A 13,816-nucleotide genomic window follows, 5' to 3' on the forward strand; every position below is an offset into this window, starting at 1 on the left:
CATAAAGAGTCGTTCGTGAAGAACGTCCCTGAGCACCGTTTTACGCAAGGTGTGGTTGCGATAGGTGGCGACAGAGCATCCATAACAGGCCGCATAAAAGTTCGGTGAGCCAGCGGCGGAGCAGGCTGAAGTTGTAGCCGGCGGCGGCGAGCACGGCGTTGGTGCGGTCGCCGTCGCGACCCTTGAGATGGTTACGGCGCATTCGGTGGTCGTCCTTGAGATGGCCGATCACAGGCTCGACGGCGGCGCGACGCCGCATCTCGCGGCGGATGGCTTTGGTGACACGGCGAACCTGGCCACTGATCCAGACCTTGAACCGGTCAGGATAGTTGTGGCCGCGGTAGCCCTTGTCGCCGTGGATGCGGCGCGCTGCAACACCAGTGAGCTTTTCGAGGTCGGCGATGACGGGACCGAGCGTGTGGCCGTCATAGGGATTGCCGTGCAGGGCCTTGGCATGCAATACGAACTGCCCGCCTTTGGGCGCGGTGGCAGGCGTGGCAATCGAGACTTTGCAGCCAAATTCGTAAGGTGCCCGGGCCTTGCCTTTGCCGATGCACTCCACCTCGGGGGCGTGCAACGAGTAGACCTTGGGACCGCGCTGACGCTGCTCTTGATGGCGAACCCGGTGGGCGAGATCGAGCAGCGGACCAAAGCGATCCTCAAGCGCAGGGTCGCCCTCGATCTTGCGTCTGATGTCACGGATGATGCGGCCAAGCCGGGTGCGCAGGAATTTGAGCTCTCGCCGGGCACGCTTGAACTGGTGGGCATGCGTGTAGCGTCCCACCATGATGGCGGCGCGCCTGGCCACGCGCAGATAGCTTTGGCGCAGTTCGACGCTCTCGCGTTTGGCCAAACCGACCAGCTTCTCGATCGCCCGGTGCATGAGCCGTGCATCGCTCGGATGCGCGATCGCCTTCTCCTGTACGGTGGTATCCACAACGAGCCGCTCGAGATCTTTGGTCTCGATTGCCCCAGTTCGATGCGCCACCGAGAGGCTTTCTTGCAACAGCGCGGCGATCTGCTCCTCACCCAGCCGCTGGCGCCAGCGGGTCAGCGACGAGCGATCGAATGGCAAGTCGTGCCGGAACACCACCTCGCCGCAGAAATGCTGAAAATACGGGTTCTCGACCCACCTGTCGCACAGCGCCTCGTCAGAGAGATTGTGCATGTGCTTGAGGATGAATAGTCCGGCTACCAATCGTGTCGGCAACGGTGGCTGCCCCGGCCCGAGGCGACAGACCGAACTGAAGCGTCCCGCCAGGAAGTCCCAATCGATCTCCGCCGCCAGACGCACCAACGGATGGCGAAGGTTGATGATCTTCTCCAGAGATGGACGAAACAGATCGTCCTGACGATCGTCGCGCGGATGGCTCATGGGTTCTCCCCAATAGCGAATCTCGCCGTCAAAGGAATCACGAAGCCGCCCAATCCGGAATCCAAAAACGCAAGAAAACCAGGACCTACCCACGGCATTCTTGCAAAATCGAATACTTGCCCGCGTCAAATCACTGCGACAGATCAATCGCTTCCGAATTCTTCACGGGCGACTAAAGATGGACCTCTGAAAGTTCGTGCCCAGAAGAACACGTGAGAAATAGCTGTCGGACGACTCGATGATGCAGACGATCTACAACTTGCCCCCACAATGGATTCGAGAGTTGACCGATGAGGTCGCCTTTCTTCGCGGCCGATACCCTATAGCCCTATCTGCGATTTGATAATGCCGGCCCCGATGTTCACAAGAGCGGGCAACGTCATAGCGCCAATGGCCTTACCTTTCTCCTTGACCTTCCGCCAAATCGTGTCGTCGCGGACCGTTTCCACAAACTCGTGCCCCTTATACGTGAGCCGTCGCACGCTATAGATTACGTGGACAAGGTCTGGGTTTTCATTATCAGGAACACTACTAATACTGGCTTCAATAAAGCCCGCGTCCTTAAGCTGAACAACATGGTAGTCAATCTGATCCTCTGTCCAGCCATCGATCTTAATGCTGTCTAGATCAGAGATAGGCCGCGTCGCATGCTCCTCGATATGCAGCAGCAATTGCCGCACCAGATCAACTTCCAACTTCATGTCAGCCCACCGAATCCCGCGATGAATGCTGACAGTATGACTCGGTTTAGCTGCAGTCGTCATGCACTAAACGCTCCGCACGCCGCCACCCGCCTTGCCCAATCCATCGGCTTCGGCCTCACCGGCTTGCCAGCCTTGTCCTCCGGCCAGCTGTGCACCGCGCGTTGCGTGACGCCATCGCGCATGACCGTCGTGAGGGTGACCTTCCCGCCAACAATATAGCGGCCTGTTAGTGACTTCTCGCGGGGGTGGTCTCCGCGAGATGGAGCAGATCAGCTTGAGCATCGCGCGCGTCGAGCGGAACACCCAACGGCCACCCCGTCCGCTTCACCTCTTTCACGTCTGGAGGGGGAAACGCGAACAAGTGCGATTCCATCAACTCGCCGACCGGATCGCCGCCGATTTCGACTTCGCTGCGTAAGCGTTCGACGTCACCATGGACCACATCGATCATATACGCGGCCGGGCGGTCTTCGCCATCTAGCCACCCAACGAGAACAGGTTGGCCGCCGTAAACTCATAACCCTCGCTGCTGGCGTGCGAAGCAAACAGCTCCTGAAAGTACCCGCCAGGCTTCCTAACAAAATCGTCGAACGTACAGTTCTTCCCCACCTCAGCGACGAGAAAGGCGAAGCCTGCCGGACCCGTTGCCGCAACACAGGCACGCCTGCCCGCAATGGGCACGCACTTACGGTGCGCGGCTCAACCGCGCACTGACGCGGATGACTGCGGAGGAGGGCCGCAAACTCGGGATCACCGCCTATTGGCACTACTGGCGGTTCGGCGGTGTGACGAAACCAACATCACGCCTGCTAGCGCGTCGCCCCCGGAGACGGCCACTTGGTACACGATGAAGTCGGTGCCTCTGGGGAATGGCACGGTGGACGGCTCGATGCGATCCTGAACGGGGACGAGGTTGGCGTCGTGGCGAGGGCAAGGCTGGAAAATATGTCGGGACCGAAACAAACCCGGACCAGATATCAGAGGCGCTCCGCCGCATCGCTGTTGGGGAGAGGCGCGTTGACATACATGCGCGTGACGCTTGGGTGCGTAACCCGGTGGCCCAAGCGTTCGGCCTTCCGCGCGGTCGCTCGGCAGAGCGCGAGAGCCAATCCGCGGAAGTTCAACGTGGCGCCGCGTTGCGGAGCAGCTCGCAAGCGCGACGGTAGACTTAACCACCCTTCAGACCGCGTAGAATCTGGGGCATGCGGCGCCGAAGCATCCGGGTCCGAATCCGTCGGCACATCTGCTGTGTCATTTCTGCGCGCTCCTTGGCTCGGAACTCCATAGTGCCTGGCTGGCTGTCCTTTGGCTGTGAATTGCTTGCCGCCGATAACGGTGCTGACGTCGATTTCGTCTACAAGCGTCGGCGTGCTAGGCAGGAACGGTACCTTGCCGCGCGTGCACCAATCGCGGATCGTTTCTGGCCGCTGACCGAAGACGTGGGCTGCCTCAGCCAGTGTTAACAGCTTGAATGGCCGGCGATTCGACATTCGGCGGCAGTCGTCCGGCCCGAACTTGGATCACCGGCCACACCGATATCCGCGAGACAGAGCGGTACTGCCGCGAAGCCGCGCGCAAGAAGCTTGCGGTTGCAACTCGAAGGCGGATTTGACATCCGACTGCCTAACCCGCCCGAGGAGTTAGGCAATAATGACGATCACTTATTGAAATCGTTGGTCGCAGAAACAGTTTGGCGATCCCGGCAGGGCCCCAGATTCGAGGATTTTCAAGGCCTTATCGCGGGGTGGGTGACAATCGCGCTTCAGGCGTTTTCGGGGACTTTCGCGGCACGGTTACCCACTAGCGGGGCGGAGGGACGCGCTGTGGAGGCTCTATCTGGTTGCCGTCGCATTGCACTTCCTCGCAGTCGTCAATGGCGAGGTCAGGGTTCCACATCATGGCTGGCAATCATTAGCTGAGCGTGGCATCGTCGAAGGCGCTTTTTGGCTGCTCGGAGGATCGCAATGGGTTCAGACCGTCGCCGTGCGCTGTTTGTGCTTTTCTCGGTTCTTCTGACCACCTCAACGCCCACTATTCGCGCTGAAGCGCAGAATCTCACGATTCAAGAGTGGGTCGATCAGTTCGTAGCGTCCTGCGTCGGATCGGGTTCCACTGACCTCGCATCCGGTCTTGTAGATGCGAACGGCGACATCTCTCTGAAACGGTTCACGCTGAGCGGCACTGTTACAGGGCAGGTAAAGCTCGAACATAAGAGTGCGAGGCTTCTGACGGACGGCATCAACAACGCGATGTCGGCAGCTACTGTTACCGTGGCGGATTAAGTGCGCCAGTGTTTAGCGCCGGTGAGGCCGTGTTGATCCAGGTAATGCAATCGCAATTCCAAACGGGAAGTGGGGGTGTCAAGGTCTATATTCTCACCCCTCCAGAGGATCAGATTATGAAACAACTCGCAATCACGAAAGGCTATTTTGGTAAGCTGGGCGAAGCTGTTCTTGCGAGTCAAATTCAATCGGCACTCAGCATGAGTGACATTCGCTATTGTTCGGCAATGCGATTACTGAGCGATAAGAATTATGCGTACGAAGGCTTGAACTTTGGTCAGGGGGCGACCGCTTCTCTTCTGCCGCCTGGCGACGAGTATGCCTTGAGAGTTGGGTTTGCAAAGTAATCGCGCTGAAGAAGGCTCATATTTTGGATACGACGAAATTGGGTGAGGCTAGCTTCGAAGTGGGAAGGAGCGGATCACCGCACCGACATGCAAATTGTGGCACTTTCAATCGTGTTCACCGGGTGTGAACGCGATGAGATTCATCGCGCCGCCGGCCAGCACTTGCTTTCGGACTTTCTCGGTGTAGAGCTCCGCCTGCGAGAGGGTACGCCACGCGACTGAACCTGATCGTACGTAAATCAAAGGTAACGTGGGGCAAACGCTTGTTCGCGGCTCCTGCCCTCCTCCAAATTTAGACTAGTGCAATCCACCGCAAGCGAGGCTCTCTCCAACCGGAACCACCCACGCTGACATCGTTCTCTCGCGGTCGAGGCGCATTGGATCATGCGTTGTGATTGCTACCGAGAACTGAGCTGCTGCCGGTTTGATGGACACCCGTTTAAGCTAATCCCACCTTGCGCTCGAACTCAACAGGGCTGAGGTATCCGATCGTCGAATGACGCCGGACGGCGTTATAGAACCGCTCGATGTAGTCGAACACATCTGCTCTTGCCTCGTTCCTGGTGCGATAGGTCTTGCGCTCGGTACGCTCGGTCTTCAACGACGAGAAGAAGCTCTCCATCGCCGCGTTGTCCCACACATTGCCGGATCGGCTCATGCTGCAAACGATGCTGCTGTCAGCCATCAAGCGCTCGAACTGTTCGCTGACGTATTGGCTGCCGCGATCGGAATGGTGCATCAGAGCATCTGGTTTGCCGCGCCGCCAGACTGCCATCAACAGGGCGTCCGCAACCAATTGCGCTGTCATACTGGCGCTCATCGACCAGCCAACCACCCGGCGCGAGAACAGGTCGATCACCGCCGACACGTAGAGCCAGCCCTCGGCGGTCCAGATGTAGGTGAAGTCGGCGATCCATTTCTGATTCGGCCGCTCGGCCACAAACTGACGATCCAGAAGATTCGCCGGCACGTTCGCTATCTGGCGATCGCCTTCATCCTTCGGCAGGCGCCGGCGTCTCGGCCGCGCCCGTAAGGCCTGCAGGCGCATCAGCCGCTCGATCCGATGCAGACCGCAGTCGACGCCGTCTTCCAGAAGGTCTCTCCAGACGCGCCGTGCCCCGTAGGTCCGGTCGCTGGCAAGGAAGCTTGCCTTGACCCGCTGGCCTACCGTCTCGTCGCTTCGGGATCTGGCGCTGGGCGATCGGTTCAGCCAGGCATGGAAGCCCGACCGCGATACGCCCATTGCTTCGCATAGCCATGCCACCGGCCAGATATTCCGGTGCTTCGCGATGAAGACGAACTTCATGTCGCTTCCTTCGCGAAGTAGGCCGCGGCCTTCCTAAGAAACAGCCACCTCAGGGCCGCAGGGAACAGCTTGCAAAACGAAGCCCAGCGATTTGGCGCGCCGCTTCAGATTGGCGAGGACGCGGCTACGATATTGTTCCTCATAGTGGTCGGCACCCGGATCTCTGTAGGATATGCCGTGCCGGAGGGTGTTGTAGAACAGGACCGCAATTTTGCGGGCGGTCGCCGTCACGGCCTTCGCTTTACCCGCACGAGAGGACAACCGACGATAAAATGCGCCGAGCGCCGTATCGCTCCGTCCGATGGTGGTGGCCGCCAGCCGCAACAGCGCAGCTGCCCGACTGGATGATCTCCGAGTACGCGAAGAGAGCACCTTGCCGCCCGAGATTTTGTTGCCCGGTGCCAGGCACAGCCAGGAGGTGAAGTGCTTGGCGGTCGGCCAAGCCCTCAAATCGGTGCCGCACTCGCCAATGAGCTTCAATGCAAGTGATGGACCTAGCCCATGGATCTCGGTCAGATCGACGCCGAGGACGCCGTATAGAGCGGCCCTCACATCGAACGATGGTGTATTGACCTGCTTGGTCTTCACCCGCGGTCTGGGGAGCTTGCCGACTGGCTTGGCCCCTTTGTCCGTCAGCGCCGTTATCAAGGATTCCAGCTTGCGATCGCAGTCGAGCATCTTGGCCTGGTAGGTGTCATAGAGTTCCAGCGACTGGGTGAGCGCGAAGACGTGTTCATCCCGATCATTGCCCACCAGTGCGGCGCGGATCGTCTCAATCGAGGAATGGCAGCGTACATCACGGTAGGTCGCCAACACGTCGGGATTGCGTTCGCCCGCGACAATCGCTCGGATAATCCGCATCCCGGTCGCACCGGTGATGTCAGAGACAACGTGATGAAGTTGCAGATTCATCTCCATCAGGCCTTTTGCATGTGCTGGATGTGAGCGGCCGCGTATTCCACTAGCCGCTCGCGCTGACGCAGATAAGCCCGCAGGGTTGCGATCTCGGCATCAGGGCGGAAGCTCCCGCGCAACAGACCATAGGAATGGAGCTGGCGCAGCCATGCGGCATCGCTGACGTCTGTCTTGCGCCCAGGCACGTTCTTGGCGTAACGCGCATTGACCAAAATGACCTCGAACCCGCGCTGCTCGAGAATCTCGTAGGCTGGGATCCAATAGACGCCGGTGGATTCCATCGCGACGCTAGTCACGCCGCAGGCTTTGAACCAGTCTGCCAAATCATGCAGGTCCTGCGTAAATGTGCCGAACGCACGTACCGGAGTGTCGGTGCAGATCGGGTCGACCGCTGCCATGTGTATTTTTGATCCAATGTCGATGGCGGCTGCGCCAACATTGACGGGATTCAATTCCGGGCGGTCACCGGTCGTCCTCTTGGGCATCGCAAATCCTCCATCCGATTGTGGGCAGGAGGGTCTGGGCTATGCCAATCGTCATCTTCCTAATCGGGATCGCCGCAGGAACGGCGTCACCACTCTCAAGTTCGCATGCACCCATGGACCACGTTTTTTAACGGGGACTAGTGCCTCCAATAAGCTGACGGCCGCTACCCTCCGAGATACGAGGATAGCACGGGCTGTTTCTACCGCGCGCAGGCGGGCAACGGCCCGTGACAGTTTTTTAGGATGTCCCGCTCCGCCTTCAGCTTGGCGACCTCACGGCGCAGCCGCTCGATCTCTTGCTGCTCCGGCTTCATCTGCCCATGGCCGGGGAAGGCCTGCACAGGGTCGGAACCCAACTCCTTCACCCATTTGCGCAGCACGTTCTCATGGACGCCCAGGTCTCGTCCCGCTTGCGCCACCGACACCCCTCGCTCCCTGACAAGCTTGACCGCCTCGACCTTGAACTCTCGACTGAACTTCCGTCTCTGCATGACCACCTCCGGCTTCATGAAACACCCAATCTCGGTGTCCATCAAACCGGCAGCAGCTCAAACGTCGTCGTTCAAGGTTCATCCAGATTAGCACCTTGCCTCGGGTGGAGTGTTCCTTCGATCAACATTTCAACATTGCCGCCGGTCCTGCTAAATGCCGCGCCTTGACCAGCAAGGCCTAGATGATGCGCGCAAATCTTGTTGGCGAGCGCCACGGATACGCCTATGATCGGTCGTCTTTGCAGTCCGCAATCCAGAGCAGGGCGTATCTTCCACCCATTTCACCCCTCTTTGCGTAGGCGGTTTAGCTGAAACGGCAAGCTTTGCGGGTTCTAAAGCAAGCCGCATAAGCCAGGCGGCATTACGAGGACGCGCGCTTCAAGGAGCGCATCCTGGCACCGCCGCCCCTGACCAAGGCCAAAGGCGGCAGGCTGGACGACTGGAGCTCACGACCGCTGCCGCCGAGCCCAACGACATTGCAGGCGCCGGTCGGCCAGACGGGTGACGAAGACCCCAAGACCGCAGATCGGCGAGCATCCGGAACTGGATCAAGACATCGTCGAAAGAAATCGCTCGGCCACGAGTTCGCGGCTGACCTTGTCGACGAGCTCGATGACGATGCCCCCGCGGATTAGGCGCATGACCGACATGATGCAGGGCGTGGCCCGCCAAGCCTCGCTCGATCCCGGTGACGATCTCGGACTGTGAGGCGGACATGACCACACCGAAGAAAAAGGCCCAGATTTCGGTCGATCTCGATCCTGATGTCATGAAGGCGCTGTCGGCCTATGCCGCACGGCGCGAGCAGTCGCTGTCGCTCATTGCCGAAGCCGCGATTGCGCCCTTTCTGTCGCCGGACGCTGACGAGCGGCGTGAGGCCGCCATCGCCAAGCGCCTCGATCAGATCGATCGCCCCTTGAGCGGGATGTCGGGATTTCGGTCGATACCATCGCACTCTTCATCACGACGACACCGCCACTCCCCGGGCCGGCCGCAAAGGCCGCGCGGGCACAAGCCGGAGCACGCTATGATAATTCGTCGCAGGATTGGGCCGGCGCCTAAGCCATGGGCCTAAGCTGAGGCAGGAAATCCTGGATGACGTAGATGACGTTCAATCTTCGGTCGGCCTAGACCAAGCGGGCTCCGAGGGCAATTAGTCGTCCGTTCTTTACCGCTCTGAGCACCGCAGCTCGGGGGAGCGCACAGGACATTCACTGTTCAGCTGTCGCTGCCGCTAACATCCCGCCGGTTAAGACTGGACGGCGTTCTCAACGCCGAACCAAGCATTGGGCCGAGGCTCGTCAGCTTCTCGAAAGCTAGCGCACCATTATGAGATCTCTGGACAATAGACCAACGGAAGGCCTTCGAAGCGGCTCTTGGCTAGGCCGGCAAATTGCAAAGGGGGGTGTCGGATTTCGACGGGCTGTTGTTTTCGAGCCCCGCCAATCAGCCTCTCGAGCTGAACCCTCCGCAGCCTGCGCGCCGGCCCCCAGCTCAGCTCGGAGCTGAGAAATTTCTATGTCCTCCAAGGCGCGGCATAGATGCTTGTGCCTATTCAGAAAAACGGGACAGCAGAGTTTACCACCATAGCGAACCCATTGTCGCCCGCATCGGAGATGGATTTTGATGAAACACTAGCGGACTTGGGTCGGACGCTTCCCAAACGGTCTGCAAGCATTCGCAGTCAAAGTTTGAGCAAGTTAGCTTAGTCCCTCCTGCGCGATGAGGGCTGCCGTGCCCAGCACGATTTTCTTGATTCTCCGTGGTCCAACCGCTCAGCACACCATTGTTCTCTGGCATGTCGATGACCAGCGGGCCGCTCGCTTCGGGCGGCAGCCTTGTTCGAACATCCGCGAAAACTCCCGTCCGGCCGCGATTCACGCGGCTGAACAGCAAAATTGATCGAAGTGCCAGTTGGTGCAGGAAACGCTTGGCATGCCGGCGAGCACTGGCAGTTTTTAAGGCGCACCGATCCGCAGCTCGCGCTCCAGTGCCCCTCGAATGATTCCCTCGTCATCGACCACGAACCCGTGCGGTCCTTGCCTTGGCTATTTCGATTCCGATCTGCATCGAGCTCTCCTCTCATCCTGCCTGGCGGCGAAAGGGGTTAGCAGGCTCCATTCGGTGACTCACAAACCAGCTTTTCTGGTGGCGCGAAGCGCGCGATCCGTGTCCAAGTTCTGACACGGGACAAAGTCCGTCAGGTTCAAAACACCGGCTGCGTTTGGGGCCCCTTGGAGTTTTCAAAGCGTAGTCAGGCGCTTGACGCGTGCTGACGAAGCTGGCACGCCTGTTGCAATTGGGATGCAGAAACACGGAGTGAGGGCTGAGCGCACAAATGCGCAAACGAGTGATGCTCGCCTTCCTCTTGAACCCGTGTGCTCTGTTTCTGGGAGAGACAGGCTAGCACACAAAGTCGCGCAAAGAGTGGCAATAGAAACATGGTGCTGCCCATGGAGTCCCAGCTCCCCCGATCAAGGTGGAGAACTGGCTGCGAGGCGAGCCCCTCACGAGCTTCCAGCCCGGGAAGGTGTACATCGTCGAATTTTGGGCAACTTGGTGCGGACCATGTGCGGCAGTGATGCCTCATCTAGTACAGCTGCAAGAGAAATACAAAGACAGCGGACTTGAGCTGCTCGGCGTCGCAGCTTACGAACAAGCTCCAACGGCGGACGAGGCCCGAACAAGCTTGGACGCGTGGTTGACCGACAAGTTCTCGAACCTGAACTTTCGGATCGGGTTCGACTCCACAGGCGAAATGAACAAGCTTTGGATGGATTCCAGCTTTTCTATCGGGATTCCCACCTCGTTCGTCGTTGACCGTGACGGCCACATCGCCTTTATCGGTCTTCCGAGGCAGCTCGATGACGTCTTGCCGAAAGTTCTTAACGGCAGCTGGCGGACCAGCGATGAAGCTAAAGCCGCCGACACAGAGCGGATCGAAACCGGACGACGCGAAATGGACGAAATGACGCGCGAGCGGGCGTTGACTGAGCCGATTCTCGCCGCGATGAAGGCGGAGGATTGGGCAAAGGCGGTTTCGGCGGTCGAAGAGGCCCTCGCGGTGATGCCGGACGAGCTCGACTTCCGCGGGCGCCATGCGGATCTGTTGCTTCACAAACTGCGCAACATGCAGACCGGCTTGCCGGTTATGAGGCAATTCGCTCGCGACGCGATCGACAAAAACAATGAGGTGTGGATGGAAGAGGCGCTGCGCCAACTCTTCAATCCGGCGAATGACAACTCCCACGTCCCGTCTGCCGAGCGCTTTGCGATGGGCAAAGAGTTGTCCGAACACATTCTTGCGCTGGATCCTCCGCACCGGGACGGTGGCTCAAGTGGCTGTCTTATGGGGCGGTCGCGCAGTATTATTATGAGAGCGGCAACAAGGATCGCGCAATCGAATTGGTCGAGGTGGCATTGAACTCGCTAAGCGGTCCTGAGCCTAGGCCCGACGAACTGAAACAGCACTACACGCCGCCGTTGGTCCAAGCGCTGGCCAACTACAAGGGTGAGAAGGCTTGCTATGAGAGTGTTTGTGCAACTCCGCAAGGCGGGCTTCCGAGAGCGTCAAAGCGCAGGCAACGGAGCAAACAGAAGAAAGAAGGGTGATAGTCGGAATTGCTCGCTGTCCATCATCCATTTCTCCGGCGGCGAGTGGCAACCAAATCTGACGGTCTGGCGTTTACACGAAAATGCCATCCGAGTCGCACCGATGCGCCCGTCGTGGTGCTTTGCCCGCTTCTACCAGACCTCGTCGGGCCTCCAAAAGAAGCTCTCGATGTGCCGATCGAAAGCCTGCCGAATATGTCGGATGTGGGTTGGACGGTAGCAAGCCTGTGTTCTTGCGTGGAGGCGCAGAAATCCGAGGTAGATGGGGACCAGATTGCGTTCCAGCCGGTAGAAGGCGGAAATCGCTTCCCACTCGTTGGGGCCATCGCCCTGAACCACGGCATTTCGTACAGAGTATGCGTAGAGAACATCCTCAACGATTTGCACCGCCCGACCGCAGCCTGTCCACCTCCCGGCAAATGCACGCCGCCACGCAAGGCCTTCAGACTTGTCTTCGCGGTGCAGCACTGCGAGCGCTTCGAGCGCGGCCACAAGACGGACCAGGCGGATACGATCGTGAGCCGCAGCCACGACCAGCAGCGAAGCACCCCGGAGATAGCAGTGAACCGTCTCCCTGCTGACGCCGAGTTCACGCGCCATAACAGCCTTCTTGGCGCCAGCGGCCACTCTCTGCAGCAGTTGCTTGACCTGATCGGGAGTCAACGCACGCCTGCTCCCCTTGTAGCCCCCCTCGCCTTCGCGAGCGCCACGCCTTCGCGCTGCCTCTCCCGAATCAACGCGCGCTCGAACTTCGCAAACGAACCCATGACGTTCAAGAGAAGCTGCGATAAGGGCGACGTCTCGGCGGTGAACGTGAGGCTCTCCTTGATAAGCTGAACACGGACGCCCCTCTCGGTGAGCATCCTAACGGGATTGCGAAGGTCCTCAAGCTTTCGTGGCAGGCAGTCCATGGAGTGAACCACGACCGGATCGCGCTGACGCACGTATGCCGCCAATTCCGTGAGCGCGGGCCGATCGGTGTCCTTGCCGGAGGCCTGATCGGTGAAAGTGCGGTAAAGCTCGATGCCGGCAAGTTGTCGATCGGTCTTCTGATCAAGCGTGCTTACCCTTACACGGCCGCGATCAATTCCTCGAATTCGGTAAACTGCGGGGCACGACGCACCCCAGTTGACTTAGAACAGCGATGCTACAAGCCTCAAACTCGTCAGAGTTGTCCAGCCGCGCAGGCAGTCTTCGTCAAGGTCTTCACCAATCGTGGCGAATAAACCTTGCCGCCATCAGGTGAAATCCTCATTTAATCTCCTAGCTCTCAGATCGAATGCTGGGCATGCCTACTGCCGCGGCAGGCGGCCAGCTCCTCCGGCCAATTTTCCCTCGATCTTTGGTTTTAGACTGCTGGACCCGCGCACATCCCGAGGGCTCTGTCTCGCGAGTTTCTCGGCCCGAATTTTCTCAACTTGGAGATAAAGTGCGCCAACCATTTCTGGATGGGATACACTCGAAGCTTCGCCATCATCCAGCGGCAGATGCGGTCGGGCTGCGACATTGAAAATGCGATCGAAATCTTGGCCGCTATGTCTTCGATGTTGTTGGAATGGATGAGCAGAGCCGCGTCGAGTTCCTTAGCCCCGCCGATAACTTTCGACAAAGTCAGTACGCCGGCATCGCTGCCATCCTGCGCTGCAACCTATTCTTTCGCTACGAGATTCATACCGTCACGGAATGACGTTACCAACGTGACACGTGCGGCGCGGTAGAGGGCGGCGAGCACAGCCTGAATCTGAGGCTTCGTTCGTGGCGGATCGGCCTCCAGCCGTCCGCGCCATGCCGAGCGTTGACGTCCTCGACAAGAGCCGCGATATCGCTCTGATAGTCATCGTAGCTCTTGATGCCGGATCGTGAGGTGGTCGCGATCTGCAAAAGCGAAATGCTGCGCGATTCCCCGTTCAGAAGGTGATCGATTGCCCGAACGCGATTGTCGAGACCCTTGGTGTAGTCAAGCCGGTCGACGTCGACGGCAAGTTTCTCACGATTGAGACCTTGCAATAGCAACAAGGCATCGGTATTCGACAGCATATTGTGCAAATCTATCTGTATCTATGCCGATCGGAAATACTTGCGATCTTGTCATCCGGCTATTGCGGGAAATCACCACACCATTTTCATCAGGCGTGAGCTCGAAATCGGCACGGAATTCTGTCGGTTCTCGTCGTGTTTTTGGTTGATTGACGTCGCCACCGGCAACCCGGTTCGATACGATGACGAGATTCACAAGTTATCCTTCCCGTCTGATCTGCCGTTTTGCCGGCCATCGATCAATTTGCAAAGGTTGGCGACC

The 13,816-nt window shown here is 58.9% G+C and carries 9 protein-coding genes and 5 pseudogenes; 5 read left to right on the plus strand and 9 right to left on the minus strand.

Annotation, left to right across the window (positions count from 1 at the left end; translation table 11 throughout):
* Positions 1-40: 40 nt before the first annotated feature.
* The 3 genes from QA642_RS38490 to QA642_RS38500 all read right to left on the minus strand — a co-directional run bounded on the left by QA642_RS38490 (position 41) and on the right by QA642_RS38500 (position 2,530).
* Positions 41-1,375, minus strand: a complete 1,335-nt coding sequence (locus QA642_RS38490) for an IS5 family transposase (RefSeq protein ID WP_283081564.1) — start codon at positions 1,373-1,375, stop codon at positions 41-43.
* Positions 1,376-1,695: 320 nt separating this feature from the next.
* Positions 1,696-2,139, minus strand: a complete 444-nt coding sequence (locus QA642_RS38495) for a DUF2513 domain-containing protein (RefSeq protein WP_283081565.1) — start codon at positions 2,137-2,139, stop codon at positions 1,696-1,698.
* A gap of 166 nt (positions 2,140-2,305) precedes the next feature.
* Positions 2,306-2,530 (minus strand): hypothetical protein, encoded by a 225-nt coding sequence (locus QA642_RS38500; protein WP_283081566.1) that lies wholly within the window; start codon positions 2,528-2,530, stop codon positions 2,306-2,308.
* A 1,513-nt stretch (positions 2,531-4,043) separates the two neighbouring features.
* Between QA642_RS38500 and QA642_RS38505 the strand changes: the two genes are divergently transcribed.
* Both QA642_RS38505 and QA642_RS38510 read left to right on the plus strand, forming a co-directional pair.
* Positions 4,044-4,361 (plus strand): hypothetical protein, encoded by a 318-nt coding sequence (locus QA642_RS38505; protein WP_283081567.1) that lies wholly within the window; start codon positions 4,044-4,046, stop codon positions 4,359-4,361.
* Between the two features lie 116 nt (positions 4,362-4,477).
* Positions 4,478-4,708 (plus strand): hypothetical protein, encoded by a 231-nt coding sequence (locus QA642_RS38510; protein ID WP_283081568.1) that lies wholly within the window; start codon positions 4,478-4,480, stop codon positions 4,706-4,708.
* Between the two features lie 439 nt (positions 4,709-5,147).
* On the opposite strand, the pseudogene QA642_RS38515 reads toward QA642_RS38510, so the two are convergent.
* The 3 pseudogenes from QA642_RS38515 to QA642_RS38525 all read right to left on the minus strand — a co-directional run.
* A pseudogene (locus QA642_RS38515) lies at positions 5,148-6,047 on the minus strand (IS3 family transposase); the annotation flags it as partial.
* Positions 6,048-7,414: pseudogene (locus QA642_RS38520) on the minus strand (IS110 family transposase).
* A 236-nt stretch (positions 7,415-7,650) separates the two neighbouring features.
* Positions 7,651-7,905, minus strand: a pseudogene (locus tag QA642_RS38525) (transposase); the annotation flags it as partial.
* Positions 7,906-8,406: 501 nt separating this feature from the next.
* Between QA642_RS38525 and QA642_RS38530 the strand changes: the two are divergent.
* From QA642_RS38530 to QA642_RS38540, 3 genes and pseudogenes are all read left to right on the plus strand, one after another.
* On the plus strand, positions 8,407-8,613 hold the full coding sequence (locus tag QA642_RS38530) for a hypothetical protein (protein ID WP_283081569.1): 207 nt from the start codon (positions 8,407-8,409) through the stop codon (positions 8,611-8,613).
* 7 nt (positions 8,614-8,620) lie between these two features.
* Positions 8,621-9,062: pseudogene (locus QA642_RS38535) on the plus strand (CopG family transcriptional regulator).
* Positions 9,063-10,384: 1,322 nt separating this feature from the next.
* Complete coding sequence (locus QA642_RS38540) at positions 10,385-11,329, plus strand: TlpA disulfide reductase family protein (protein ID WP_349253809.1); 945 nt, start codon at positions 10,385-10,387, stop codon at positions 11,327-11,329.
* Positions 11,330-12,066: 737 nt separating this feature from the next.
* Here QA642_RS38540 and QA642_RS38545 read toward each other — a convergent pair.
* The 3 genes and pseudogenes from QA642_RS38545 to QA642_RS38555 form a co-directional block, all read right to left on the minus strand.
* Positions 12,067-12,614, minus strand: a pseudogene (locus tag QA642_RS38545) (recombinase family protein); the annotation flags it as partial.
* A 592-nt stretch (positions 12,615-13,206) separates the two neighbouring features.
* The gene (locus tag QA642_RS38550) at positions 13,207-13,554 is read right to left on the minus strand and encodes a trehalose-6-phosphate synthase (protein WP_283081570.1); all 348 of its coding nucleotides are present in this window, start codon (positions 13,552-13,554) and stop codon (positions 13,207-13,209) included.
* Entirely contained in the window at positions 13,505-13,750 is a 246-nt protein-coding gene (locus tag QA642_RS38555; RefSeq protein ID WP_283081571.1) for a hypothetical protein, read from the minus strand. The genes QA642_RS38550 and QA642_RS38555 overlap by 50 nt, the downstream gene beginning before the upstream one ends.
* Between the last annotated feature and the right edge of the window lie 66 nt (positions 13,751-13,816).

Origin of the sequence: Bradyrhizobium sp. CB2312 (assembly GCF_029714425.1) — a bacterium.
In the GTDB taxonomy this organism is placed as follows: domain Bacteria; phylum Pseudomonadota; class Alphaproteobacteria; order Rhizobiales; family Xanthobacteraceae; genus Bradyrhizobium.

What these genes read in the sequence shown, in the direction of transcription:
- QA642_RS38505 (WP_283081567.1), top strand. Translation starts at nt 4,044, where the DNA reads ATGGGTTCAGACCGTCGCCGTGCGCTGTTTGTGCTTTTCTCGGTTCTT.
- QA642_RS38550 (WP_283081570.1), bottom strand. Translation starts at nt 13,554, where the DNA reads ATGCTGTCGAATACCGATGCCTTGTTGCTATTGCAAGGTCTCAATCGT.
- QA642_RS38490 (WP_283081564.1), bottom strand. Translation starts at nt 1,375, where the DNA reads ATGAGCCATCCGCGCGACGATCGTCAGGACGATCTGTTTCGTCCATCT.
- QA642_RS38495 (WP_283081565.1), bottom strand. Translation starts at nt 2,139, where the DNA reads ATGACGACTGCAGCTAAACCGAGTCATACTGTCAGCATTCATCGCGGG.
- QA642_RS38510 (WP_283081568.1), top strand. Translation starts at nt 4,478, where the DNA reads ATGAAACAACTCGCAATCACGAAAGGCTATTTTGGTAAGCTGGGCGAA.
- QA642_RS38500 (WP_283081566.1), bottom strand. Translation starts at nt 2,530, where the DNA reads ATGATCGATGTGGTCCATGGTGACGTCGAACGCTTACGCAGCGAAGTC.